The organism is Paracoccus sediminilitoris (assembly GCF_003259195.1).
GTDB classification, from domain to species: domain Bacteria; phylum Pseudomonadota; class Alphaproteobacteria; order Rhodobacterales; family Rhodobacteraceae; genus Paracoccus; species Paracoccus sediminilitoris.
Window position 1 is genome coordinate 439,569 of the sequence record NZ_QJPK01000001.1, and the last position, 23,435, is coordinate 463,003.

General features: G+C 64.6%; 21 protein-coding genes. 10 read left to right on the forward strand and 11 right to left on the reverse strand.

All coding sequences use genetic code 11. The features are described from left to right. Nucleotides 1-47: 47 nt before the first annotated feature. The 6 genes from DKT70_RS02125 to DKT70_RS02150 all read left to right on the forward strand — a co-directional run bounded on the left by DKT70_RS02125 (nucleotide 48) and on the right by DKT70_RS02150 (nucleotide 5,138). A complete protein-coding gene (locus DKT70_RS02125; RefSeq protein WP_111557893.1) occupies nucleotides 48-710 on the forward strand; it encodes a hypothetical protein in 663 nt (220 codons plus the stop codon). Further along, the gene (locus tag DKT70_RS02130) at nucleotides 710-1,585 is read left to right on the forward strand and encodes a glycosyltransferase family 2 protein (protein ID WP_111557586.1); all 876 of its coding nucleotides are present in this window, start codon (nucleotides 710-712) and stop codon (nucleotides 1,583-1,585) included. Before DKT70_RS02125 ends, DKT70_RS02130 begins: the two co-directional genes overlap by 1 nt. A 104-nt stretch (nucleotides 1,586-1,689) precedes the next feature. Further along, nucleotides 1,690-2,199 carry a bifunctional 3-hydroxydecanoyl-ACP dehydratase/trans-2-decenoyl-ACP isomerase gene (gene fabA / locus DKT70_RS02135; RefSeq protein ID WP_111557587.1) on the forward strand — a complete coding sequence of 170 codons (510 nt, stop codon included), beginning with the start codon at nucleotides 1,690-1,692 and terminating at the stop codon, nucleotides 2,197-2,199. A gap of 26 nt (nucleotides 2,200-2,225) precedes the next feature. Next, a complete protein-coding gene (gene fabB / locus DKT70_RS02140) occupies nucleotides 2,226-3,455 on the forward strand; it encodes a beta-ketoacyl-ACP synthase I (protein WP_111557588.1) in 1,230 nt (409 codons plus the stop codon). Nucleotides 3,456-3,481: 26 nt separating this feature from the next. After that, a complete protein-coding gene (locus tag DKT70_RS02145; RefSeq protein WP_111557589.1) occupies nucleotides 3,482-4,270 on the forward strand; it encodes an enoyl-ACP reductase FabI in 789 nt (262 codons plus the stop codon). Nucleotides 4,271-4,310: 40 nt separating this feature from the next. Then, nucleotides 4,311-5,138, forward strand: coding sequence for an alpha/beta fold hydrolase (locus DKT70_RS02150; RefSeq protein WP_111557590.1), 828 nt, complete (start codon nucleotides 4,311-4,313; stop codon nucleotides 5,136-5,138). Here DKT70_RS02150 and DKT70_RS02155 read toward each other — a convergent pair. Beyond that, on the reverse strand, nucleotides 5,135-6,619 hold the full coding sequence (locus DKT70_RS02155; protein WP_111557591.1) for an inorganic phosphate transporter: 1,485 nt from the start codon (nucleotides 6,617-6,619) through the stop codon (nucleotides 5,135-5,137). The two genes, DKT70_RS02150 and DKT70_RS02155, sit on opposite strands and share 4 nt — an antisense overlap. Before the next feature lie 226 nt (nucleotides 6,620-6,845). On the opposite strand from DKT70_RS02155, the gene DKT70_RS02160 reads away from it, so the two are divergent. Continuing rightward, on the forward strand, nucleotides 6,846-7,703 hold the full coding sequence (locus tag DKT70_RS02160) for a sugar phosphate isomerase/epimerase family protein (protein ID WP_233490388.1): 858 nt from the start codon (nucleotides 6,846-6,848) through the stop codon (nucleotides 7,701-7,703). A 61-nt stretch (nucleotides 7,704-7,764) separates the two neighbouring features. On the opposite strand, the gene DKT70_RS02165 is transcribed toward DKT70_RS02160, so the two are convergent. The 9 genes from DKT70_RS02165 to DKT70_RS02205 form a co-directional block, all read right to left on the reverse strand. After that, the gene (locus DKT70_RS02165) at nucleotides 7,765-8,532 is read right to left on the reverse strand and encodes a 3-keto-disaccharide hydrolase (protein ID WP_111557592.1); all 768 of its coding nucleotides are present in this window, start codon (nucleotides 8,530-8,532) and stop codon (nucleotides 7,765-7,767) included. A 60-nt stretch (nucleotides 8,533-8,592) separates the two neighbouring features. Continuing rightward, nucleotides 8,593-9,234: a gluconate 2-dehydrogenase subunit 3 family protein gene (locus DKT70_RS02170; protein WP_111557593.1), complete on the reverse strand. Its 642-nt coding sequence runs from the start codon at nucleotides 9,232-9,234 to the stop codon at nucleotides 8,593-8,595. Further along, complete coding sequence (locus DKT70_RS02175; RefSeq protein ID WP_111557594.1) at nucleotides 9,234-10,922, reverse strand: GMC oxidoreductase; 1,689 nt, start codon at nucleotides 10,920-10,922, stop codon at nucleotides 9,234-9,236. The genes DKT70_RS02170 and DKT70_RS02175 overlap by 1 nt, the downstream gene beginning before the upstream one ends. Nucleotides 10,923-10,952: 30 nt before the next feature. Further along, nucleotides 10,953-11,861, reverse strand: coding sequence for a hydroxypyruvate isomerase family protein (locus DKT70_RS02180; RefSeq protein WP_111557595.1), 909 nt, complete (start codon nucleotides 11,859-11,861; stop codon nucleotides 10,953-10,955). 131 nt (nucleotides 11,862-11,992) lie between these two features. Continuing rightward, nucleotides 11,993-12,928 carry an ABC transporter substrate-binding protein gene (locus DKT70_RS02185; RefSeq protein WP_111557596.1) on the reverse strand — a complete coding sequence of 312 codons (936 nt, stop codon included), beginning with the start codon at nucleotides 12,926-12,928 and terminating at the stop codon, nucleotides 11,993-11,995. Between the two features lie 27 nt (nucleotides 12,929-12,955). Beyond that, the gene (locus DKT70_RS02190) at nucleotides 12,956-13,936 is read right to left on the reverse strand and encodes an ABC transporter permease (protein ID WP_111557597.1); all 981 of its coding nucleotides are present in this window, start codon (nucleotides 13,934-13,936) and stop codon (nucleotides 12,956-12,958) included. Beyond that, a complete protein-coding gene (locus DKT70_RS02195) occupies nucleotides 13,933-15,438 on the reverse strand; it encodes a sugar ABC transporter ATP-binding protein (protein WP_111557598.1) in 1,506 nt (501 codons plus the stop codon). The genes DKT70_RS02190 and DKT70_RS02195 overlap by 4 nt, the downstream gene beginning before the upstream one ends. Beyond that, a complete protein-coding gene (locus tag DKT70_RS02200) occupies nucleotides 15,435-16,547 on the reverse strand; it encodes a Gfo/Idh/MocA family protein (RefSeq protein ID WP_111557599.1) in 1,113 nt (370 codons plus the stop codon). The genes DKT70_RS02195 and DKT70_RS02200 overlap by 4 nt, the downstream gene beginning before the upstream one ends. Nucleotides 16,548-16,549: 2 nt before the next feature. Beyond that, nucleotides 16,550-17,608 (reverse strand): sugar phosphate isomerase/epimerase family protein, encoded by a 1,059-nt coding sequence (locus tag DKT70_RS02205; RefSeq protein ID WP_111557600.1) that lies wholly within the window; start codon nucleotides 17,606-17,608, stop codon nucleotides 16,550-16,552. Between the two features lie 124 nt (nucleotides 17,609-17,732). Here DKT70_RS02205 and DKT70_RS02210 point away from each other — a divergent pair, with 124 nt between their 5' ends. The 3 genes from DKT70_RS02210 (at nucleotide 17,733) to DKT70_RS02220 (ending at nucleotide 22,811) form a co-directional block, all read left to right on the forward strand. Continuing rightward, nucleotides 17,733-18,773, forward strand: a complete 1,041-nt coding sequence (locus tag DKT70_RS02210) for a LacI family DNA-binding transcriptional regulator (protein ID WP_111557601.1) — start codon at nucleotides 17,733-17,735, stop codon at nucleotides 18,771-18,773. Nucleotides 18,774-18,847: 74 nt separating this feature from the next. Further along, nucleotides 18,848-19,393 carry a PAS domain-containing protein gene (locus DKT70_RS02215; protein ID WP_111557602.1) on the forward strand — a complete coding sequence of 182 codons (546 nt, stop codon included), beginning with the start codon at nucleotides 18,848-18,850 and terminating at the stop codon, nucleotides 19,391-19,393. Continuing rightward, a complete protein-coding gene (locus DKT70_RS02220; protein WP_111557603.1) occupies nucleotides 19,386-22,811 on the forward strand; it encodes a chemotaxis protein CheB in 3,426 nt (1,141 codons plus the stop codon). The genes DKT70_RS02215 and DKT70_RS02220 overlap by 8 nt, the downstream gene beginning before the upstream one ends. On the opposite strand, the gene DKT70_RS02225 is transcribed toward DKT70_RS02220, so the two are convergent. After that, on the reverse strand, nucleotides 22,797-23,384 hold the full coding sequence (locus tag DKT70_RS02225) for a TetR/AcrR family transcriptional regulator (protein ID WP_111557604.1): 588 nt from the start codon (nucleotides 23,382-23,384) through the stop codon (nucleotides 22,797-22,799). The genes DKT70_RS02220 and DKT70_RS02225 overlap by 15 nt on opposite strands. Nucleotides 23,385-23,435 lie beyond the last annotated feature (51 nt).

Genomic DNA, 23,435 nt, shown 5'->3' on the forward strand with positions numbered 1-23,435 from the left:
GTGCCATAGAAGACCGCAAGACGGATTTTCCGGTTCAGGGGTGCGGGATGCGAAGAATACTGCCGATCGTCGTGATTCTTCTGCTGGCGGTTGCCGGCGGATGGCTGTGGATGCAGCGCAATGTGCCATCGACCGACCAGACGGCCATGACCGACCTGCCCGCGACACCTGCCGGAGAGGCCGCCGTCGTCGCCGACCGGGCCGCCGAAGAGGCCGATGCCGCCGCCGAGGAAGCCGCCGCCGACGAAAGCCAGGCCGCAGCCGATGCCGCAGCCGATGCGGCGGCCGACGCGGCAGCCATCGCCGCCGACGCCGCCGCCGAAGCCGCCCGAGCATCGGAGGAATCGAACATCGATCCGGCCAGCGACGCGGCACAGGCCGCCGAGGACGCAGCCGAGGCCGCCATCGATGCCGCCGACACCGCAGCCCGCGCCGCCGCCGAAAGCGGCGACCCCGAGGCCGCAGCCGATGCCGCCAGGGATGCGGCGGAAGCCACCGCCGACACCGCCAATGCCGCGGCCGTCGCCGCCCGCATCGAGACGTTGCTGACGCCACAGGGCTTTGACGCCGCCCGCGTCCGGGCGATGATCGACGAGGCGCAGATCCCCGACGCGCAGAAGGCCACATTGCGTCGCCTGATCGACACCGCGGGCAGCAACCCCGAACTGCTGCGCGCGGCCCTGGATCAGGTCAAGCAGGTCATGCGCTGATGCCTGTCCTTCCCGTCCGGGATTTCGACGGGTTTCTGTCGCGCAAGCCCGCGCAACTGGCCGAGGGGCCCATCGCGATCATCCTGGTCGAGGACGATGTCGAGGTGCTGCGCACCGTCCGCCACCACCTGGACATCGGATTTCGCCACATCCTGCTGCTGTCGCGCCTGGCGATCGACTTGCCCGAGGAAATCCTGCCCAAAGTGACCCAACTGGGGCATGAAACGCTGCGGCCCAATGCCCATGTCGCGGGGGTGAACGGCGTCATCAAGGCCGTTCCGCCGGGGACCTGGCTGTATTACGGCTTCAACGCCGAATTCCTGTTCTATCCCTTCAGCGAAAGCCGGACGGTCGGTGAACTGCTCACCTTCCACACCGAGGAACGGCGCAGCGCGATGTTGACCTATGTGGTCGACCTCTATGCGCCGGACCTGACGCGGGCGCCGAACGGCGTCGATCCGGACAACGCCATGTTCGACAGGACCGGCTATTACGCGCTTGGCCGCAAGGGGCCGGGCGGGCAGCACAGGGAACGCCAGCTGGATTTCCACGGCGGGCTGCGCTGGCGATACGAGGAATTCCTGCCCGCCGACCGACGCCGCATCGACCGCATCGCCCTGTTCCGTGCCGCCACCGATCTGAAGGTGACCCCCGATCACCGCTTCTCGATCGAGGAATACAACACCTATGCCTGCCCTTGGCACCACAACCTGACGGCGGCCATCGCGTCCTTCCGGGTGGCCAAGGCGCTGGCCACCAATCCCGGATCGCGCGAGCGTGTGCGCGACATGACCTGGCGCAACTCTCACAGGTTCGACTGGCGGGCGCAGCAGCTGATGGATCTGGGGCTGATGGAACCCGGACAATGGTTCTGATGGCATTTTGCTTGCCCTTGCGCCATCTTGACCCCAGATGATAGACGCTTCGGCAATCACAAAACACGACCGGCCCAAGGGCCGTAAACGGAAGGCCCCTACGCATGGCGATGACCAAGACCAGCTTCGACCGCGACGATCTGCTCGCCTGCGCCCGCGGAGAGCTGTTTGGCCCCGGCAATGCGCAGCTGCCCGAACCGCCGATGCTGATGATGGATCGCATCACTGACGTGTCCGAGGACCGTGGCGAACATGGCAAGGGCCATATCACCGCCGAATTCAACATCAATCCGGACCTGTGGTTCTTCGGCTGCCATTTCCCCGGCAACCCCATCATGCCCGGCTGCCTTGGCCTTGACGGTCTGTGGCAGCTGACCGGCTTCAACCTGGGCTGGCGCGGCTGGGAAGGCCGCGGCTATGCCTTGGGCGTCGGAGAGGTCAAGCTGACCGGCATGGTCCGCCCCGACCGCAAGCTGCTGACCTATCACGTCGATTTCACCAAGGCTGTCCAGACGCGTCGCCTGACCATGGGCGTGGCCGATGGCCGGGTCGAGGCCGATGGCGAGGTCATTTATCTGGTCAAGGACATGAAAGTGGCCCTTTCGGCCAGCTGACACCATTCACATCGAAGGAGGCCCCCATGCGACGCGTCGTCATCACCGGGCTAGGGATCGTTTCACCCATCGGCAACAACGCCGATGAGGTCACCGCCAGCCTGAAGAACAGCAAGTCGGGCATCGTCTTCGCGCCCGAATATGCCGAACACGGCTTTCGCAGCCAGGTCCACGGCATGCCGCAGATCACGCTGGAGGATCACATCGACAAGCGCAACCTGCGCTTCATGGGTCCGGGCGCGGCCTATAACTTCATCGCCATGGAACAGGCGATCAAGGATAGCGGGCTTGAGGAAGGCGATGTGTCGAACCCGCGCACCGGCCTGATCATGGGCTCGGGCGGTCCTTCGACCAGCAATTTCTTCGAGGCGCATCGCATCGTCATCGAAAAGGGCGCGCCCAAGCGCATGGGCCCCTTCATGGTGACGCGCTGCATGTCGTCCACCAATTCGGCCTGCCTTGCGACGCCCTTCAAGATCAAGGGCGTGAACTATTCCATCACCTCGGCCTGCGCGACATCCGCCCATTGCATCGGCAACGGGGTCGAGCAGATCCAGATGGGCAAGCAGGACATCGTCTTTGCCGGCGGCGGCGAGGAGCTGGACTGGACGCTGTCGTGCCTGTTTGACGCAATGGGCGCGATGTCGTCGAAATACAATGACACGCCGGAAACCGCGTCGCGCCCCTATGACGCGACCCGCGACGGCTTTGTCATCTCGGGCGGCGGCGGCGTCGTCGTGCTGGAGGAACTGTCCCACGCCTTGGCGCGGGGTGCCAAGATCTATGCCGAGGTCACCGGTTACGGTGCCACCAGCGATGGATACGACATGGTCGCCCCCTCGGGCGAGGGTGGCGAACGGGCGATGCGCGTCGCCATGGACACCCTGCCCGAAGGCCGCAAGGTCAGCTATGTGAACGCGCATGGGACCTCGACCCCGGTGGGCGATCTGGGCGAGATCCAGGCCATCCGCCGCATCTTCGGCGAAGGCACGACGCCCCCCGTCAGCTCGACCAAATCCCTGACCGGTCACAGCCTGGGCGCGACGGGCGTCCACGAGGCGATCTACAGCCTGCTTATGTTGCAAAATGACTTCATTGCAGCCTCGGCGAACGTGACCACTCTGGACCCCGAGATTCAATCGGGCGAGATTGCAACCAGCCGTGTGGACAACGCAGGGTTGGATTCGATCCTGTCGAACAGCTTCGGCTTCGGGGGGACGAACGCCTCTCTGCTGATGTCCCGCTATCAGGACTAACAGCAAAAATAATATTGGAGCCGGTCATGGGCGATCTTCTAAAGGGCAAGCGCGGGCTTGTGATGGGGGTCGCCAATGAGCGGTCCATCGCATGGGGCATTGCAAAGGCCGCAGCCGCTGAAGGGGCCGAGCTGGCCTTTTCCTATCAGGGCGAGGCATTCGGCAAGCGGGTCGAACCGCTTGCCGCTTCCGTCGGGTCGGATTTCCTGGTGGATGTCGATGTCACCGACGATGCGTCGCTGGAGGCGGCATTTGCCGCCATTGGCGAACGTTGGGGCAAACTTGATTTCGTCATCCACGCCATCGCATTCTCCAACAAGGACGAACTGACCGGCCGGTTCATGAATACCAGCCGCGCCAACTTCAAGCGCAGCCTCGAGATCAGCTGCTATTCCCTGATCGAGGTCGCCCGCCGCGCCCATCCCTTGATGACCGAAGGCGGGTCGATCATTACCCTGACTTATGGTGGATCGAACCGCGTGACGCCTTTCTACAACGTCATGGGCGTCGCCAAGGCCGCGCTGGAAAGCAGCGTGCGCTATCTGGCCAACGATCTGGGTCCGGACAACATCCGCGTGAACGCGATCAGCCCCGGCCCCATGAAAACGCTGGCCGGTGCCGCCATCGGCGGTGCGCGCAAGACCTTCCGCCACACCGAGGCGAACGCCCCCCTACGCGCCAATGCCACGCTGGAGGCCATTGGCGGTACCGCCATCTGGATGCTGTCGGATTGGGGCGCCTGCACCACGGGTGAAATCGTCACCGTCGATGGCGGCTATCACGTGCTGGGCATGCCGCAATCCGAAAATCTGTAATCGCCCCCCGGCCCCGTCGCGACAGATGGAGAGGTAAGCAATGCCCTATTTTCATGCCAGTGACGGGGCCCGGATCGCCTTCGACGATCAGGGTCGGGGGATGCCGGTCCTATGTTTGGCGGGGCTGACCCGCACCATGGCCGATTTCGACTATGTCACGCCGCATCTGTCCGGCATCCGCATGATCCGCATGGATTACCGCGGGCGGGGTGCATCTGACTGGACCGGGGCCGAAACCTATACCGTTCCGCGGGAATCACGAGACGCAATCGAGCTGTTGGACCATCTGGGCATCGACCGTGCGGCCATTCTTGGGACCTCGCGTGGGGGGTTGAACGGTCTGTTCATGGCGGCCACGGCACATGACCGGATGCTGGGCCTGTGCCTGAACGATGTCGGCCCGGAAATCGCACAGGGCGGGCTGCAGCGGATCTTCGATTATCTGGGGCGCAACCCCTCGGCCCGAACGCCCGAGGATCTGGCCGCGCGCCTGCCCGACCTGATGGCGGGTTTTGCCAATGTCCCCGAAGGCCGTTGGCTGGAGGATGTGCGTCGCCATTATCACGCCACGCCCGACGGGCTGCGGATCAACTACGACCCTGCCCTGCGCGACGCGTTCCTTGCGGCTTTTGCAGGTGACCCGGTCGATTTGTGGCCATTGTGGGATGCGACCCGCGGCCTGCCCGCCGCGCTGATCCGGGGGGCGAATTCGGACCTGTTATCGCCGGAAACGACCGCCCGGATGCAGCAGCACCGCCCCGACATGCTGCTGGCCCAGGTTCCCGACCGCGCCCATATCCCCTGGCTGGACGAGGCGCCTGCCCTTGCGGTGCTGAACCGCTGGCTGGACGCCTGTCGCGCGGCCTAGCCGCCGATTGCGCGCAGCCCCAGGAACAGGACCGCCGACAGTCCCGCCGCCGCGGGCACCGTCACCACCCAGGCCGCGGCGATGGTCATCACATGCGACCGGCGTACCAGCTTGCGCCGGCTGCGTTCCTCGGGGCCCAGGCGCGGGCGTTCGGGGGCGTGGCCCTGAGCCTTGCGCAGACGACGCTCGGCGTCCCATTCGCGGAAGAAGCCGACGCCGAAGATCGCGCCGACCGCGATATGGGTGGAACTGACCGGCAGGCCCAGCCAGCTGGCCACGATCACCGTCAGCGCCGCCGACAGCGACACGCAATAGGCACGCATCGGGTTCAGCTTGGTGATCTGGCTGCCCACCATGCGGATCAGCTTGGGGCCGAACAGGAACAGGCCGAAGGACAGACCGAAGGCCCCGATCAGCATGACCCAGAAGGGGATCGCCACATCAGCATTGATCAGCCCCGACTGCGAAGCCTGCACGATGGCCGCCAGCGGGCCCACGGCATTGGCCACGTCATTGGCCCCATGCGCAAAGCTGAGCAGCGCGGCCGACACGACCAGCGGAATGCCGAACAGAACCTTCAGCGACTTGTTGCGGTTCTCGAGACCGCGCGATTGGCGACGGATGATCGGTATCATGGCCATCCAGCTGGCAAGGCCCATCAACAGACCGATCAGCAGCGACATGCCAAAGCTGATCTCGACCACCTTCTTCAGGCCCTTCAGCGCCAGATAGGATGAAAACGCCCCGGCCATGACCCCGATCAGCACCGGCACCCAGACCCGTGCCGCCGCGATCTTGTCATCGCGATAGATGATGCGTGCCTTGATGAACCACAGGAAACCCGCCGCGATCAGACCGCCCAGCAGCGGTGAGATCACCCAGCTGGCCGCGATCTTGCCCATCATCGGCCAATTGACGGCGGCAAATCCCGCCGCCGCGATACCCGCGCCGACGACGCCGCCCACAACCGAATGCGTGGTCGAGACCGGAGCGCCGATCCAGGTGGCAAGGTTCACCCACAGCGCCGAAGACAACAGCGCCGCCAGCATGGCCCAGATGAACACCTGCTGGGTCCCGATGCTGTCGGGCGCGATGATCCCCTTGGAAATCGTGCCGACGACGTCGCCGCCCGCGATCAGGGCGCCGGCTGTTTCGAAGATGGCGGCGATGGCGATGGCGCCGCCCATGGTCAGGGCATTGGCCCCCACGGCGGGACCCATGTTGTTGGCCACGTCGTTGGCGCCGATGTTCAGTGCCATGTAGGCGCCGAAGATGGCCGCCATCGCGACGATCAGGCCGTTGCTGGCGGCCCCGAAGGCCATCAGGGCACCAAGCCCCGCCAGCAGCACGAAGACCAGCGCGATCCCCGGTGCGACCAGGGGCCGGGACACATAGGCGGTTGCAAGTTCCAGGTTGGAGAATCTGCCAAGATCGCGATCGAGCGTATCCAGGTGGCGGGCTTCAAGGTCGTTCTGGGCCATGATGTCCTCGGGGTAAGGGGCAGCGGGTGCCTAGGGCGGATTGGTCGGATGATCAACCTGTGACGTGCCGCAACGGGGCGAAAGGGTGAAAGGCATTACACTGCCAAGAACAGGGCGTGGTCCACGATCCCGGGCGACATGCATCAATGTAATCCTTTTCATCAGTTATGAAATCCATTACATAGGCATCAACCCCTGAGGAGAGGGGCCGAACTAGGAGGAATTCATGACGATCACCAGATATGCCCGCACGGGCGGCGTTTCGCTGTTGGCCATGGCCGTGGTCGCGCCGATGGCACAGGCCCGCGAAACGGGCGAGCTGCCGATCGCGGTCCAGATGTATACGCTGCGCGATCACGGTACGCTGGACGAACAGCTGGCCGCGGTGCAGGCCGCGGGCGTCACCGCCGTCGAGACGGTCGGCATGCAGGATACCGACGCCGAGACCCTGAAGGCCGCCCTGGAGGCGCATGACATCGAGGCCATCTCGACCCATGCCCAGTTAGACGATCTGCGCGGCGACCTGGATGCGGTCATCGCCTTCAACAAGGCGATCGGCAACGACGTCATCACCGTTCCCTATCTGGCCGAGGAACAGCGCCCCACCGACGCGGCCGGCTGGACCGAGCTGGGTCAGGAACTGGCCACCATCAGCGACGCGCTGGACGACCAGGACATGACGCTGGCCTATCACAACCACGATTTCGAAATGGTCGAATTTGACGGACGCACCGCGCTGGAGATCCTGTTCGAGGCCGCCGGCGACGACGTCATGGCCGAACTGGACCTGGCCTGGGTCGCGCGCGGCGGTCTTGACCCGGTCGAATACCTGGGCCGCTTCGACGACCGCGTCTTTGCCATCCACGCCAAGGACAACGCCCCCGAAGGCGAGGCCGAGGACGAGCGCGGCTTCAAGGCGCTTGGCGAGGGCGTGCTGGATTGGGACGCGATCCTGCCCGCCGCCGAGGAAGCGGGTGCCGAATGGTACATCATCGAACATGACCAGCCGATCGATGCGGCCCAGGTCGTGATGACCGGCGCCACCTTCCTGACCGAACACCTGCCGGACGGCGCATCGCGCTGACATCTCCTCCCTGCCGGACAGGTGACTTGGGCCGCGCGTCATGCGCGGCCCTTTTTCATGGTCACATCGGGCGGACCCAGATGTTGCGATAGCTGACGTCGGAATCGTGATCCTGCAGCGAGATCGGCGCGCAGTCATGCGCCTGATAGGCGGGATAGCCGATCCATTCGGTCGCGCCCTGGATCTGGGCGTGGTTCTGCACGACGACGCCGTTATGCATCACCGTGACATAGGCCGGGCGACGCAATTCGCCATCTTCGGCAAAGATCGGCGCCTGGAAGATGATGTCATAGCTTTGCCATTCCATCGGCGCGCGCGACGCGTTCACCAGCGGCGGATGCTGCTTGTAGATCGAGGCCGGCTGGCCGTTCACATAGGTCGGGTTGTCCGATCCGTCCAGGACCTGAACCTCATAGCGTTCCTGCAGGAAGACGCCGCTGTTGCCACGATCCTGTCCGTCATGGCCCTGATCGTTGGCGGGCGAGCGCCATTCGACATGCAGTTGCACGTCGCAGAAGTTGTCCTTGGTGCGGATGTCACCCTTGCCGCGCGCGACGGACATGACGCCGTCTTCGACCAGCCATTCGGCAGCCCCACCCTCTTTCGCCTCCCAAGCGTCCAGGTTGGAACCGTCGAACAGCACCACGGCATCGGATGGCGGGGCACCTTCGGGGGTCTGGACGGTTTCGGGAACGGGCTCCCAGATCTCGGTCACGGCGGATCGGGCGACGCGTTCCTCGCGGGTTTCCTGCGGCTGGGGGGTTTCCTGGGCGATGACTGCGGTGCCGGTCAGGGCGATGCTGGCGGCGATGATGAAGGTGGTTTTCATGAATGACCTCGGGGATGAAAGGGAAAACGGCCCCGCGCTGGCGGGGCCGTGGAAGGTGGCTCAGGTGGCCCAGGCAGGTTCGCCGTCGTAATCCAGATCGCCGATATATTCGCCCGGCACAGGCTCATAGCGCAGCACCTCTGTGGCACCGGTTTCCGAGGTGAAGAAGCCGAACAGGGTCAGCTGTTCCAAGGGCGTGTACCAATGCAGCTTGGGCAAGGCTTCGGCCATCTCCGCCGTCGCGGCTTCGCCCACCTGATCGGCATTGGACTGCTGATCCTGGCTCTGCTTGGCGCGTTCCTTGGCCTCCTCGACGACCTTGGCCTGCGCGCGCGCCTGCGGAACGACGCCCTGCAGGAAGGCCTGGCGTTCGTCGGCGGACATGTCGCCAAAGGCCTTGCCGGTCGCCTCGGCCTCGGTTTTCAACTGCTCCATGCCGGCGCGGAAATCGTCCTGCTCCTCCTTGGTATAGCAGTCGCTGACGAAGACCGTCATGAAGGCGCCGACGCCCGCATCCTTGGCACCGGGCGTGTCGGTGGCGGGGATGATCACCTCGGCCACCTCGTCCAGGAAGGCAGCGTCTTCGTCGGTGAAGATGTTCTTGCCGGTTTCGGTCGGCAGATAGGCGAAGGCGCGGGTGGTCCCCATCATGGCCGTTCCGGTCATGGCGGCGATCATGGTCAGAAGTTGGCGGCGGTTCATCACAGGTCTCCTGCTTTGCGGGCCTTGACGGCGTGATCGACGGCGCGGGCGGTCAGCGCCATATAGGTCAGCGACGGGTTCACGCAGCTGGCCGAGGTCATGCAGGCCCCGTCCGTCACATAGACGTTCGGCGCGTCCCAGACTTGGTTATGCGCGTTCAGGACCGACGTTTTGGGGTCCTTGCCCATCCGCGCCGTGCCCATTTCATGGATGCCCATGCCGGGGGCGTAATCGCTCTCGGTGGGTTTGACGTCCTTGACGCCCGCCGCCTCGAAGATGTCGACGGCGTCCTGCTGCATGTCCTTGCGCATCTGGCGCTCGTTCTCGCCCAGCTCGACGCTGATCTTCAGGACGGGCATGCCCCATTTGTCGGTGACGGAATGATCCAGCGCGATGTGGTTGGCGTGGTCGGGCAGCATTTCCCCGAAACCGGTCATGCCGATGGTCCAGTCGCCCGGACGCGACAGCGCCTCCTTCATATCGGCACCGATGTTCAACTCGGCGATCTCGCGCTTCCAGCCCTGGCGGCTGGCCGATCCCTGATAGCCGAAGCCGCGGGTATAAGGGCGTTCCTCGCCGCCAAGGTTGCGGAAGCGGGGGATATAGAAGCCCGCGGGGCGACGACCGAAGTAATACTTGTCGTCAAAACCCTCGACCCGGCCCTCGGCGCCGACGCGGAAATGGTGGTCCATGACGTTGTGGCCCAGTTCGCCCGAGGACGACCCCAGACCGCCGTCCCAGACATCCGTGGCCGAATTCATCATGATCCAGGTCGAATTGAAGCTGGACGCATTCAGGAAAACCACGTCGGCGGTGTATTCATAGGTCATGTTGGTTTCGGCATCGATGATCTCGACGCCCTTGGCGCGCTTGGCATCCTTGTCATAAATCACCTGCCGCACGATCGAGAAGGGCCGCACCGTCAGGTTGCCCGTCGCCATCGCCACCGGCAGCGTCGCCGATTGCGTGCTGAAATAGGCGCCATAAGGGCAGCCCAGCCAGCATTTGTTGCGATACTGGCAGTTGACGCGGTTCTGTTCCGGCTTGGGCTGGGTGATGTTGGCGCAGCGCGAATTGATCAGGTGGCGCGTCCCGCCAAAGGCCTTCTGCAGGCGCGCGGCCACGTCCTTTTCCACGACGTTCAGCGGGATGGGCGGCAGGAACTGGCCGTCGGGCAGCTGTTCAAGCCCTTCGTTCTTGCCGGAAATGCCGGCAAAGCGTTCCACATGGTCGTACCAGGGCGCAATATCGGCATAGCGGATCGGCCAGTCGGTCGCGATGCCTTCCCTGGCGTTGGCGGCAAAGTCGATATCCGACAGACGATAGGTCTGGCGACCCCACAGCAGCGACCGCCCGCCCACGTGATAGGCGCGGAACCAGTCGAAGCGCTTTTCTTCGGTATAGGGGTTCTCCTGTTCGTTGGCCCACATGCCATAGGTCTGTTCGTTGAGCGGATAGTCGCGTTGCAAAACCGGGTAATTGTCCTTCATCTCGACCGTGGCGGTGCCGCGATGGGGGTAATCCCAGGCTTCCTTGTCGGCGTTCACGTAATCGGTCAGATGTTCGATGTTGCGGCCGCGTTCCAGCATCAGAACCTTCAGACCCTTTTCGGTCAGTTCCTTGGCGGCCCAACCGCCGCTGATGCCCGAACCCACGACGATCGCGTCGTAATGCATGTTATCTGCCATCTGGCTGTCCTTTCGAAATCGCTTGATGCCTCAGACGTCACAGGTGCGGACGGCGTCGCGCAACGCGTCCGCCGCCTGTTGTCCCGTGCCCGAGGGGATGAATTCCTGCGCCACATAGCCCTGAAAGCCCGTGTCGCGGATGGCCCGGCAAATCGCCGGATAGTTCAGTTCCTGGCCGTCATCCGGTTCGTGACGGCCCGGATTGCCCGCCGTGTGGTAATGGGCGAACCAGTCATGGTGGTCGGTGATCGTGCGGATGACATCACCTTCCATGATCTGCATGTGATAGATGTCATAGAGCAGCCCGAAATTCGGCGACCCCAGACGTTCGCACAGCGCCACCCCCCATGCGCTGCGGTCGCACATATAGTCGGGGTGATCGACGCGGCTGTTCAGCAGCTCCATCACCAGGGTGACGCCCGCTTCCTGCGCTTGCGGCAGGATCTGCGACAGGCCCGCCGCGCAGTTTTCCAACCCCTGTTCATCGCTGATCGACCCGCGATTGCCGCTGAAGCAGATCAGGTTGCGATAACCCGCATCGGCCACCAGCCCGATATGGTCGCGATAGCGGCGGATGAGGTCGTCATGGTTGGCGGGATCGGCCCATCCGGCCTCAAGGCTGATTTCGGCGCCGTTGCACATCGAACTGTCCAGCCCGTGTTCCTTCAGCACCGGCCAGTCGTCCGGGCCGCAAAGGTCGATCGCCTTCAGGCCCATGTCGCGGGCCATGACGCAGAGATCGGCCAGCGGCATGTCGCCGAAGGTCCAGCGCGCGACCGAGTGGTTGATGTTGCCTTTCAGCGCGGCGTCCGCTGCGGCGCCCTGCGCATGGGCCGCCTGGGCCCCCGCCAGACCCGCGCCAAGCGCCGCGGCGCCCTGAAACAGGTGCCGACGGCTGAGGCCGCGGGTTGCAGCATTGCGATCCGACAAATCGGTCATGTCTCCTCCCATTCGTGGTGTCTGGCCCAAGGCCGTGACTGTAACCGTTTACATCACGGGGCGGACGACCCCTCCTCCAAGGGGTGCGGTCCCCGTGGCGCGGAATGCCCGCGCCACGGATCGTCAGAGGATCAGTAAGGGCTGTCCTCGAAATAGAAATCCTCGGCGTTCTCGGGCGTGATCAGCTGCGATGCGATGATGAAATCGCCGCTGAAGGGCGCCCCCGAGGTCAGGCCCATCGCCGTCATCTCGATCGCGGTCGAGATCATGGCGGGGGGATAGGTGACGTTGACCGGGACGGTCTCGTCGTTGTTGCGGATGCGGTCGACCATCTCTTTCATGCCGGCACCGCCCACGACGATCATCTCGCCCTCGCGGCCCGCCTGTTCGATGGCGGCCAGGGCGCCGACGGCCATGTCGTCATCAGCGGCCCAGACCGCGTCGATTTCCGGGAAGCGCGACAGGTAATCCTGCATCAGGTTGAAGGCGGTATCACGGTTCCAGTTGCCGTGATCCATGGCCAGGACCTCGATCCCCGACCCGTCCAAGGCCGCTTCGAAACCCGCGACGCGTTCATTGTCCACGGTCGAGGCGATGCCGCGCATCACGACGATCTTGGCGCCTTCGTCCAGCGTGTCGGCGAAATAGGTGCCCGCCGTGCGACCAAAGCTGTCATTGTCGCCCGCGACATACAGATCCTCGATCCCCTTCTGCGCCAGGCCGCGATCGACGACGGTGACCCAGACGCCGCTGTCGGCGATGCGCTGGATCGGCCCGGTCAGGGGTTCGGATTCAAAGGGCAGCACGACCAGCGCGTCGATGCCGCGGGTCGCGACCATGTCCTCCAGGTCCGACACCTGCTGGCCGGGATCGGAGGTCGTGGTCAGCACGAAATCCAGGTCGGGATTGGCTTCCTTCAACCGCTCGACCGTGCGTTCGGCGTGAAAGTTCAGCGCCCCGGCCCAGCCATGGGTCGCCGCCGGGATGGAAATCCCGATGGTTTCCGACAGCGCCGGCATGGCGGTCAGCCCGATCAGGGCGGTGGTGGCGATCAGTGTCTTTTTCATGGTGGTTGCTCCTCCCACAGGTGAAAATCAGCGCGCGGTGCCGGTGTTTCGTTGCAGCACGACGGCAAGGATGATGACGACGCCCTGGATGGCACCGTTCAGATAGGGGCTGACGACATCGGTCAGGTTCAGCAGGTTGCCGATCAGCGACAGGATCAGCACGCCCACGACGGTGCCCCAGACCCGGCCGAAGCCGCCTTTGAGCAGCGTGCCGCCGATGATGACGGCCGCGATGGCCTCCAGCTCCCACAGAAGACCGGTGGTGGCCGATGCGGAACCAAGGCGCGGGACGTACATGACGACCGCGATGCCCACCAGCAGCCCCAGCAGCACATAGGTCGCCAGCTTGACCCGCGTGACCGCGACCGAGGAATAGCGCGCCACCTTCTCGTTCGATCCGATGGCGGCGCAATGGCGGCCGAAGGCGGTGTGGCGCATGGTGATCTCGCCCAGGATGGCCAGGGCCGCAAAGACGATGATCGGCCAGCTGAGCCCCATGATGCCGCCGTAATAGACGGGGCGGTACATTTCGCGCATCTCATAGCCCAGGGACAGGGTGCCGCCATCGGCCAGCCAGGTGACCAGGCTGCGATAGATGCCCATGGTGCCAAGCGTCAGGATGAAGGCCTCGATCCCCGCCCGCGTGATCAGGATGCCATTAATGAAGCCCGCAAGGATGCCCACCGCCAGCGCCAGCCCGATGCCGATCACGATGACCGGCAGCCCCTGCCCCATGCTGTCGGTCAGCAGGTTCATCACCAGGATCATCAGGCCGGCGACGAAGGCCGCCATCGACCCGACCGACAGGTCCAGCCCGCCCGCGGTGATGACGAAGGTCATGCCGATGGCGATGATGCCGATGAAGGCCGACCGTGCCAGCACGTTCGTGATGTTGGCATAGCTGAGGAAGTTGGGGTTCAGCGCGATCCCGATCAGGATCAGCACCACCAGCGCCACGATGGGCGCGATGACCGGCAGGTTCTGCCGCATGTTGCGAAGGGTGCTCATGCTGCACTGTCCTTTGATGTTCCGTCCATGCCCATGGCCAGGCGCACGATGCCGCCTTCGGTGACGTCGGCACCCGCCAGTTCCCCCGCGATGCGACCCGCATGCATGACCACCACGCGCGAGGCGAGGCCGATCAGCTCGGGCATTTCCGAGGAGATGACGATGATGCTGCGCCCTTCGGCGGCCAGCTTGGCGATCAGGGTATAGATCTGTTGTTTCGTGCCGATGTCGATGCCGCGCGTCGGTTCGTCGATGATGACGACCTGCGGGTCCGACAGCAATGTCTTGGCCAGCAACAGCTTTTGCTGGTTGCCGCCCGAAAGGTCGCCCACCGCCATGTCGCGCGCAGGCGCACGGATGGCGAAATCCTCGATGGCGCGGTCCAGCGCCGCTTCCTCACGCTTACGGTCGATCAGCGGACTGCCGAAGGTTTCCAGCAGCGGCAGCGTCAGGTTCTCGCGCAGCGACTTGTCCAGCAGCAGGCCCGCGCCTTTGCGATCTTCGGTCAGATAGGCCAGCCCGGCTTTCATCGCCTGCGCCACGTCATTTGCGGGCAGGTCGTGATCCATCAGCGTCACGGTGCCGCTGCGGGGGCGCAAACCGGCGATCGCCTCGGCCAGTTCGGTCCGGCCCGATCCGACCAGCCCGCCAATACCCAGTACCTCGCCCTTGTGCAGGGTCAGGCTGGCATCGTGGACGATGCCCGGCACGGTGATGTTGCGCGCGGTCAGGATGGGTTCGTCACTGCCCGTCACCTTGGGCGGGAACAGGTCCGACAGCTCGCGGCCGACCATGGCGGCGGCCATGTCATCCTCGGTCACGTCAGCCGTCAGGTCAGAGCGCACCATAGTCCCGTCACGTAGAACCGTAACGCGGTCGGCAATACGCTTGACCTCGCCCAGCTTGTGCGAGGTGTAAAGGATCGCCACGCCCTCGGCGCGCAGGCGTTCGACCTGTTCGAACAGGATCTCAGTCTCGCGCTCGGTCAGGACGGCGGTGGGTTCGTCCATGATCAGCACCCGCGCCTTGCGCGACAGGGCCTTGGCGATTTCCACCATCTGCTTGTCGGGAACCGAAATCCCCGACACCCGCGCCCCCGGATCGACGCGGCATTGCAGGCGCTTCAACAGGTCGGCAGTGCGGTCGCGCATGGCCTTGTGGTCCAGCCGCCAACCCTTTGTCATTTCGCGGCCCAGAAAGACGTTCTGATCGACCGACAGATGTTCGGCCAGGTTGAATTCCTGATGGATCATGATGACGCCCAGATCCTCGGCCTGGTCGGACCCGGCAAAGGCGATGGGCTTGCCGTCCAGCATCACCTGCCCGCCCGTCGGGTCGAGGTAACCGGCCAGGATCTTCATGGTCGTCGACTTGCCCGCGCCGTTTTCGCCGATCAAGGCATGGACCTCTCCGGGGCGCAGGGCGAAATCGACGCCGTGCAGGATCTCGATGGGACCAAAGGATTTGGTGACGCCGTCCAGCGCCAGAACGGGATCGGTCATGGCATCACCTGCACCCAGACCGCATCCGCATCGTTCGACCGGATGCAGGCATCAATGAAATACAGCCCTTCCAGCCCGTCCTCGACCCCCGGCAGGGTATCGGGGCGGGTGCCGCTGCGGATCGCGGCGGCAGCTTCGGCATAAAGATTGGCAAAGCCTTCCAGATAGCCCTCGGGGTGGCCGGGGGGCACGCGGCTGCCCTTGACCACGCTGCCGGGGCCTGCGCGGCGCAGCTTTTGCGTCGGCTGACCAAAGGGCGTGAACCACAGCGTCTCGGGCGTCTCATGGGCCCATTCCAGCCCGCCCTTATCGCCATAGATGCGCAGCTTCAGCCCGTTTTCGGTGCCAGGCGCGACCTGCGACGCCCAAAGCATCCCCTTGGCCCCGCTGGCATATCGCATCATGATATGGGCGTTGTCGTCCAGCCGGCGTCCAGGGACGAAACTGGACAGATCCGCCGCCAGCCGTTCAGGCCGCATGCCGGTGACGAAACGCGCCAGCTGGAAGGCATGGGTGCCGATGTCACCGATGGCCCCGCCCGCGCCAGCCTTGACCGGATCGGCCCGCCATTCGGCCTGCTTGCTGTCGGTATCTTCGGTCAGCCAGTCCTGGGCATATTCGGCCTGCACCAGACGGATCCGGCCCAGATCCCCGCGCGCGATCATGGCGCGGGCCTGACGGATCTGCGGATAGGCGGAATAATTGTGGGTCAGGATGAACAGTGCATCCGAGGCGCGGGCCAGATCGACCAGGTCGCGGGCCTGATCCAGCGTGGCAGTCATCGGCTTGTCGCAGATGACATGGATGCCTTGCGCCAGGAACGCCTTGGCCACCGGAAAATGCAGGTGGTTCGGCGTGCAGATGGACACCGCCTGGATGCCGTCCGGGCGCGCGGCCTCGTCGCGTGCCATGGCTTCGTAATCGTCATAGCTGCGGGCGATGCCGACCTCGGCCGCGCTGGCCTTCGCCTTTTCGGGGGTCGAGGACAGCGCCCCCGCCACCAGGTCGAACTGACCGTCCAGACGTGCCGCGATGCGATGCACATTGCCGATCATGGCGCCTGCGCCGCCGCCGACCATGCCAAGGCGGATGGGGATATGTCGTTCCATGGTCAAACCTCCAGCCCCAGCATCCGGCGGTTGGCGGCGTCATCGGTGCCGCCATCGGCGAAATCGTCGAAGGCACGGTCCGTGACGCGGATGATGTGATCGCGCACGAAGGCGGCCCCTTCGCGGGCGCCGTCCTCGGGGTGCTTCAGCGCGCATTCCCATTCCACCACGGCCCAACCGTCGAAACCCATCGTCGTCAGCTTGGAGAAGATCGCCTTGAAATCCACCTGCCCGTCGCCAAGGCTGCGGAAGCGCCCGGCGCGGTCGATCCAAGACTGATAGCCGCCATAGACGCCCTGACGGCCCGTCGGATTGAATTCGGCATCCTTGACGTGGAACATGCCGATGCGGTCGGCATAGATGTCCAGGTTCTGCAGGTAATCCAGCTGCTGCAGCAGGTAATGCGACGGATCGTACAGCATCATGGCGCGGGGATGCTGGTCCAGGCGGTCCAGGAACATCTCGAAGGTCGCGCCGTCATGCAGGTCTTCGCCAGGATGGATCTCGAAGCAGATGTCGACGCCCCGGCTGTCGGCATGATCCAGGATCGGACGCCACCGCGCGGCCAGTTCGTCGAAGGCCGCCTCGACCAGACCGGCGGGGCGCTGCGGCCATGGATAGAGATAGGGCCAGGCCAGCGCGCCGGAAAATGCCGCCATCCGGTCCAACCCCAGATTGGCCGAGGCGTCGATGGTCTTGATGACCTGATCGACCCCCCATTCCTGACGCGCCTTGGGATTGCCGCGCAGGGCAGTGGGCGCGAAACCGTCGAACATGTCGTCATAGGCGGGATGGACGGCCACAAGCTGGCCCTGCACATGGGCCGAAAGCTCGGTGATGGCGACGCCATTGGCCGCGGCCTGCCCCGCCAGTTCGTCGCAATAACCGCGCGATTGCGCCGCGCGGTCCAGATCCAGCAGCGCCCCGGCCCCCGAAGGCACCTGCACGCCCAGATAGCCGCATCGGGCCGCCCAGGCGGTGATCGCGTCCCAGCTGTCGAATGGCGCATCCGTTCCCACGAATTGCGCCAGGAACAGGCCGGGGCCCTTCATCGTCTGCATATGTCCTCCCTTGACCGCACATTGTGATGTAATCGGTTTCATCCACGCTCTCACAGTCTGAAAAGGTTTACAACAGCAATTTTTGCGCTATCCCTGTTCCTCTTTTCAGCAAGGGCCCCGCCACGTGTCAGAACAGAACCGGCCACCGCGCATCCATGACGTCGCCAAGATGGCGGGGGTCTCGGTCGCGACGGTCAGCCGCGCCATGTCGAACCCCGCCATCGTGTCCGAGGCGACCCGCAAGGCGGTCGAGGATGCGATCGCGGCCACCGGCTATACGCTGAACCTGACAGCGCGGAACCTGCGCCAGCAGCAGGTGGGGGGCGTTCTGGCGCTGGTGCCAAACCTGGCCAATCCGTTCTTTTCCCAGATCCTGGCCGGCATATCCGAGGTGTTGCGCCGGCGCGGCCTTAGCCTTCTGGTGATGGACACGACATCGGTCGCCGACAAGCCTGCCTTGGCGGCATTGGGGCCTTATCTGAACCGGTCGCGATCCGACGGGGTGATCGTTCTGGACGGCAGCCTGGACCCCAACCTGTTCACCCGGCCCGGCTGTCCGCCCGTCGTGCAGGCCTGTGAATGGATCGACGGGCTTGATGCGCCGCGTGTGCTTGCCGACAATGTCGAGGGCGGGCGGCTGGCCGCGCGCCATCTGACTGGGCTGGGACACCGCCACATCCTGCACATGACCGGCCCTGCGCCGAATTCCCTGACCGCATCGCGCCGCCAGGGCTTTCTGCAGGGCCTGGCCGAGGCGGGCCTGCCCGAACCCGGACCTGCCGACAGCATTCCCGGCAATTTCGAAACGCGGTCCGGCGTCGAGGCCGCGCCCCGCATCCTGGCGATGGACCCGCGCCCCACGGCGATCTTCTGCGACAACGACGAAATGGCGATCGGCGTGATCCACGGCCTGACGATGGCGGGGGTCGCGGTGCCGGACGACATTTCCGTCATGGGGTTCGACAATATCGAGATGTCGGGTTTCTGCCTGCCGCCGCTGACCACCATCCGCCAGTACCGTACCCGCCTGGGACGGCGCGCGGCCGAATTGCTGCTGGACCGGATGCAGGGCGGCGACGACCGCCGGACCGTCATCCTGGACGTCGAACTGATGGAGCGCGCCAGCACCGCTGCACCGCCCGCCGGATCGGCGAATTCACCCTAACAATTGATAACTTGTCCCCGATTGGCCAAGTTTTTACACTTGCACGCGGATGACACGGTGTCAGCCGGAACAGGATGCAGATGCCAGCCGCGCAGATCCCCGACACGTTGCGGGCTCAGTTCAAGAAGTCCCAGATCGCGCTGTCGCTTGCGACCGCATCGGGCGACATGCCACTTTGCCTTGTGAATGACGGATTCAAGTCGCTTTGCGGCTATGGCCAGGATGACGTTGCAGGTCGAAACTGCCGCTTTCTGCAGACATCGCGGACGCCCCCCGAACAGGTCCGGGCCATCCGTCATTTCCTGAACGACGACACAGCCAATGACGGCCGGTTTCCAATCCTGAACCAGACGCGTGACGGCCGGGACTTCATGAACCTGGTGTTCCTCTCGAAGCTGCGCCGCAGCAGCGGTGAACTGGTCTTCGTCCTTGCGTCGCAATTCGATCTGGACATGGCAAGACGCGACGGCCATCAGGCCGACCACGATGCCAAGCTGGCACGCAATGTCAGCGATGTCAGGCGCGCGGCCAGTCAACTGGGTCTGATCATGGCGGATTCCGCCGAACTGATCGCACGGTCGATCACGACACTAGCAAGGATCACGATCCGAGATGAATGACGCCTCCCCCTCCTGGTCGCAGCAGCGGCAGAGTTTCGCGGTCGTGGGCATCGGCGCATCGGCAGGTGGTCTGGAGGCACTGCAGGACCTGTTGCGCGACGCCAGCCGCGACGATCCCGCCGCCTATGTCATCATCCAGCACTTGGACCCGACCCATGACAGCGTGCTGGCCGAACTGCTGGATCGCCGCACCGCGCTGTCGGTGCAGCAGGCGACCGAAGGCACGCGGCTTCAGCCGGGCTGCGTCTATACCATTCCCCCCGGCGTCGGCATGGCCCTGCAGGACGGCTGCATCCGCCTGACCGAATTCGACCAGCCGCGCGGGCTGCGCCGTCCCATCGACGATTTCTTCGAAAGCCTGGCCAAGGACATGGGGCCCGCTTCGGCCTGCGTGATCCTGTCGGGAACGGGGGCTGACGGCACGCTTGGGCTGCGCGCGATCAAGGAAAACGGTGGCATGTGCGTGGTGCAGGAACCGCGCACCGCCCGCTATGACGGGATGCCGCTTTCGGCGGAATCCACTGGGCTGGTCGATTTCGTCCTGCCGCCCGAACGGATCGTCCCTGCCATTCTGCAATTCTTCCAGTCCAGCGACACGGAACTGGCCGAAGATACGATGCTGTCGGATGCTCGGGACATCTGCCAGCATTTGCTGGACCAGACGGGCCATGATTTCTCGGGCTACAAGATGTCCACGCTGGTGCGCCGCATCCGCCGCCGCCTGCAGGTGCTGAACATGACCAGCACCAAGGATTACCTGCGCCATCTGAAGCGCACCCCCGAGGAATGCGATGCGCTGCTGAACGAGTTCCTGATCAACGTTACTCGCTTCTTCCGCGACCCCGAGATGTTCCAGATCCTGCGCGAAAAGGCCATCCGGCCCATGGTCGAGGCCGCCGACGGCGAGGAGATCCGCGTCTGGGTTCCCGGCTGTTCCAGTGGCGAGGAAGCCTACAGCATCGCGATGCTGGTCGATTCCGAGATGCGCGCGGCCGGGCTCAGGCCCCGTTTCACGATCTTCGCTTCGGATATCGACAAGAAGATGATCGACATGGCCCGCGCCGGCTCCTATCCGATCAGCGCCTTGGCCGACATCCCCGAAGAATTCCGCAACGAATACGTCACCCATCGCGACGCGCTGATGCAGATCACCCCGCAACTGCGCGACCGCGTGCGGTTTTCGCTGCACAGCGTGCTGCGTGATCCGCCTTTTGCGCGCGTGGATCTGATCTCGTGCCGCAACCTGTTGATCTATCTTGACGAAACACTGCAGTCACATATCCTGCCGCTGTTCCATTACGCGATCCGGCCTTCGGGGTTCCTGTTCCTGGGACCGTCTGAAGGGGTTCGCCGCGAATCGGTCCATTTCACCGAACTGGACCGCCCGGCCCGCTTGTTCCAGCGAGACGAGAGTGTGGCGCGCCTGCCGTTGGCCCTGCCCTTCAGCCGAAGCGAGCCTGGCGATCGCAGCCGCAGCGCCGCCGCGCAGCCGCTGCGCGAGCCGGTGGCGCAGGATCACCAGACCCAGACGGCGCAGCGCCGGGTTCTGCAACGCTTTGCCCCGGCATCCCTGCAAGTGTCGGGATCGGGCGAGGTGATCTGGAGCGCGGGTCGCCTGGGGCGGTTCCTGTCGGTCGACCCGACGGCACGCAAGCCGGTCCTGGCGACCTCGATCGTGCATTCAGGCTTGAAGGACGCGGTGGCGCGCGCCATGGAACAGGTGCGCGAAACGGGTCGAGCGGTGGTCGTCCGCGATCTTTCGGCGCGTTCGGACATGGGCGCGCAGCCGGTCACGCTGTTCGCTGAACCCCTGGCAGATCGCAGCGTGCTGCTGATCTTTTCGGAAACCGGCGAATACCGGGCGGTCCCCGAAGCCGAGGACATGGACGAATTGCTGGTCCGCGAATCCCGCAACGACATGCTGGAGGAAGAGCTGCGCCGGATGCAGGTCGAGCTGAACGGCACCGTCGAGGAACTGGAGACGACCAACGAGGAACTGAAAAGCTCGAACGAAGAAATGATGTCGATGAACGAGGAGCTTCAGTCCACGAACGAGGAACTGAGCACCGTCAACGACGAATTGAAATCAAAGATCGACGACCTGACTTCGGCGAATTCGGACCTGCAGAACTTCTTCGTGGCGACCAAGATCCCGCTTCTGGTGGTGGATCGCGACGTGCGGGTGCGCAATTTCACTTCGGCCGCCACGCAGATCTTCCCATTGCGCAAATCCGATCACGGGCGCCCCCTAGCGGATGTGTCGAACGTCTTTGCCAGCGACGCGCTGCTGCGGATGGCCAGCGAGGTGTCCGCCTCGGGCGAAGCCGCCAGCACCGAGTTGACCGAGGCCGGTCGCGACCGCGTCTGGCGGGTCGATGCCAAACCCTATCGCGGCCCCGAGGGACATCTGGACGGTGCCATGCTGGTGTTTGAGGACGTCAGCGACCTGCGCGACCTGCGCGTCCAGATCGGCCGCCAGGAGGAACGCCTGAAGGCGGTCAGGTCCCTGGCGCGCATCGCCGTGTGGCAGTTCGACACGCGCAGCCAGATCCTGACCATCGACGACAGTTCGGACCTGCTGGGCATCGGACGGACGGCGGAATTGCCGCTCTCGGCCTTTGCGGCGCTGATCGCGCCCGAAGACCGCGACGGGCTGGTGCAGGACCTGACCGCCTGCGGGCGGGGGCGCGATTTCCGGCGCGTCATCGCGCCATCTTCGGATGCGCTGTCAGACGTGCGGCTGGAGGCGGCGGGCCAGGTCTTCGGGGAGGATGGCGAAAAGCCTCGTGTCTTGGGCGTAATGGTGGACGTCACCTCGGCACAATCGGCGGCCAAGCTGCGCGAGGCGGTGATTTCCGAGATGGACCACCGGGTCAAGAACCTGTTCACCCAGATCACGGCCATGCTGCGGATGGCGGCGCGGGAAACCGATGACGCCCAAGAGGTCGTGTCCGAGGTGTCCAGCCGCATCAACGCGCTGTCGCGGTCCCATGGCATGACCACGGCGCGCGGAAAGAACGAACAGGTTCTGATGGAGCACCTGATCTCGACCACGCTGGCCCCCTATCGGGGGGCGCGGGTCCGGATCGATGGCGACCAGACCGTGATCCAACCCAGGCAGGTGGTCCCGCTGTCGCTGATCCTGCATGAGCTGGCGACGAACGCCTTCAAATACGGAGTTCTGGGCAGCGTCGCCGGGACGCTTTCGGTGACCTGGCATCAGGAAGGCGACCTGATCACGCTGGACTGGGCCGAGGCCTATGACACCGACCAGCCCGATCCGGAGGAAGGGGGCGGCTTCGGTTCCGTCCTGCTGGAAGGGGCCGCCGCACAGGTCGGCAGCGCGCTGGATATCGAACAGACACCCAGGGGCCGCCTCACGCGGCTGGAATTCCAAGGCGTCTCAGCCGAGAACTAGCAGGTCGCGCATCAGCTCCAGCTGTTGCCGGACGATCAGGGGGATCTTGTCGGTGGTGATCGTCTCGTCCTCGCCCCATGCCATCACGGCCTCGCAGAAGGCCTGCAGGGCCAGGACCCCAAGCAGCCGCGCCGCCATCCGGCGGTCGGCACCAAGGCGCCGGAACAGCAGGTCGGACAGGACCTGCGCGATCTGATCCATGGAATCGCGGAAGACCACCGACAATTCCGGCGTCGTTTCCGACAGGGTGCGGATCATTCGGATCAGGTCGCGATCAGGCTGATCCTTCTGGAACATGCGTGTCAGCACCAGCACCAGATCGTCGATCAGCGGGTCCTGCGACGTGACGATCCAGCCGTTCTCCTCGGCCGACAGAACCGGGGGCTCGCCCACGATCGCGGCCTGCTTGTTGTTGTAATAATTGAAAAAGGTCCGGGGGCTGATCCCCGCCTCAGTGGCGATGGCTTCGGTCGTGACCGAGCCATAGCCAAGCCTGATCGACAAGCGCAGCGCCGCCAGCTGGATGTCGCGTGCGGTCTGGCGTCGGCGTCGGTCACGAAGATCCGTGGTCATATTCTGTGCATTCCCCCTATGCGGCGAAAGCAAACATTGCACACTCGGCAA

Excerpts from the sequence above, each read along its gene's own strand:
- DKT70_RS02200 (WP_111557599.1), bottom strand. The coding sequence starts at position 16,547 with ATGGAACGACATATCCCCATCCGCCTTGGCATGGTCGGCGGCGGCGCA.
- DKT70_RS02170 (WP_111557593.1), bottom strand. The coding sequence starts at position 9,234 with ATGAACCGCCGCCAACTTCTGACCATGATCGCCGCCATGACCGGAACG.
- DKT70_RS02185 (WP_111557596.1), bottom strand. The coding sequence starts at position 12,928 with ATGAAAAAGACACTGATCGCCACCACCGCCCTGATCGGGCTGACCGCC.
- DKT70_RS02220 (WP_111557603.1), top strand. The coding sequence starts at position 19,386 with ATGAATGACGCCTCCCCCTCCTGGTCGCAGCAGCGGCAGAGTTTCGCG.
- fabB (WP_111557588.1), top strand. The coding sequence starts at position 2,226 with ATGCGACGCGTCGTCATCACCGGGCTAGGGATCGTTTCACCCATCGGC.
- fabA (WP_111557587.1), top strand. The coding sequence starts at position 1,690 with ATGGCGATGACCAAGACCAGCTTCGACCGCGACGATCTGCTCGCCTGC.
- DKT70_RS02160 (WP_233490388.1), top strand. The coding sequence starts at position 6,846 with ATGACGATCACCAGATATGCCCGCACGGGCGGCGTTTCGCTGTTGGCC.
- DKT70_RS02180 (WP_111557595.1), bottom strand. The coding sequence starts at position 11,861 with ATGACCGATTTGTCGGATCGCAATGCTGCAACCCGCGGCCTCAGCCGT.
- DKT70_RS02130 (WP_111557586.1), top strand. The coding sequence starts at position 710 with ATGCCTGTCCTTCCCGTCCGGGATTTCGACGGGTTTCTGTCGCGCAAG.
- DKT70_RS02155 (WP_111557591.1), bottom strand. The coding sequence starts at position 6,619 with ATGGCCCAGAACGACCTTGAAGCCCGCCACCTGGATACGCTCGATCGC.
- DKT70_RS02150 (WP_111557590.1), top strand. The coding sequence starts at position 4,311 with ATGCCCTATTTTCATGCCAGTGACGGGGCCCGGATCGCCTTCGACGAT.
- DKT70_RS02165 (WP_111557592.1), bottom strand. The coding sequence starts at position 8,532 with ATGAAAACCACCTTCATCATCGCCGCCAGCATCGCCCTGACCGGCACC.
- DKT70_RS02225 (WP_111557604.1), bottom strand. The coding sequence starts at position 23,384 with ATGACCACGGATCTTCGTGACCGACGCCGACGCCAGACCGCACGCGAC.
- DKT70_RS02175 (WP_111557594.1), bottom strand. The coding sequence starts at position 10,922 with ATGGCAGATAACATGCATTACGACGCGATCGTCGTGGGTTCGGGCATC.
- DKT70_RS02195 (WP_111557598.1), bottom strand. The coding sequence starts at position 15,438 with ATGACCGATCCCGTTCTGGCGCTGGACGGCGTCACCAAATCCTTTGGT.
- DKT70_RS02145 (WP_111557589.1), top strand. The coding sequence starts at position 3,482 with ATGGGCGATCTTCTAAAGGGCAAGCGCGGGCTTGTGATGGGGGTCGCC.
- DKT70_RS02190 (WP_111557597.1), bottom strand. The coding sequence starts at position 13,936 with ATGAGCACCCTTCGCAACATGCGGCAGAACCTGCCGGTCATCGCGCCC.
- DKT70_RS02215 (WP_111557602.1), top strand. The coding sequence starts at position 18,848 with ATGCAGATGCCAGCCGCGCAGATCCCCGACACGTTGCGGGCTCAGTTC.
- DKT70_RS02205 (WP_111557600.1), bottom strand. The coding sequence starts at position 17,608 with ATGCAGACGATGAAGGGCCCCGGCCTGTTCCTGGCGCAATTCGTGGGA.
- DKT70_RS02125 (WP_111557893.1), top strand. The coding sequence starts at position 48 with ATGCGAAGAATACTGCCGATCGTCGTGATTCTTCTGCTGGCGGTTGCC.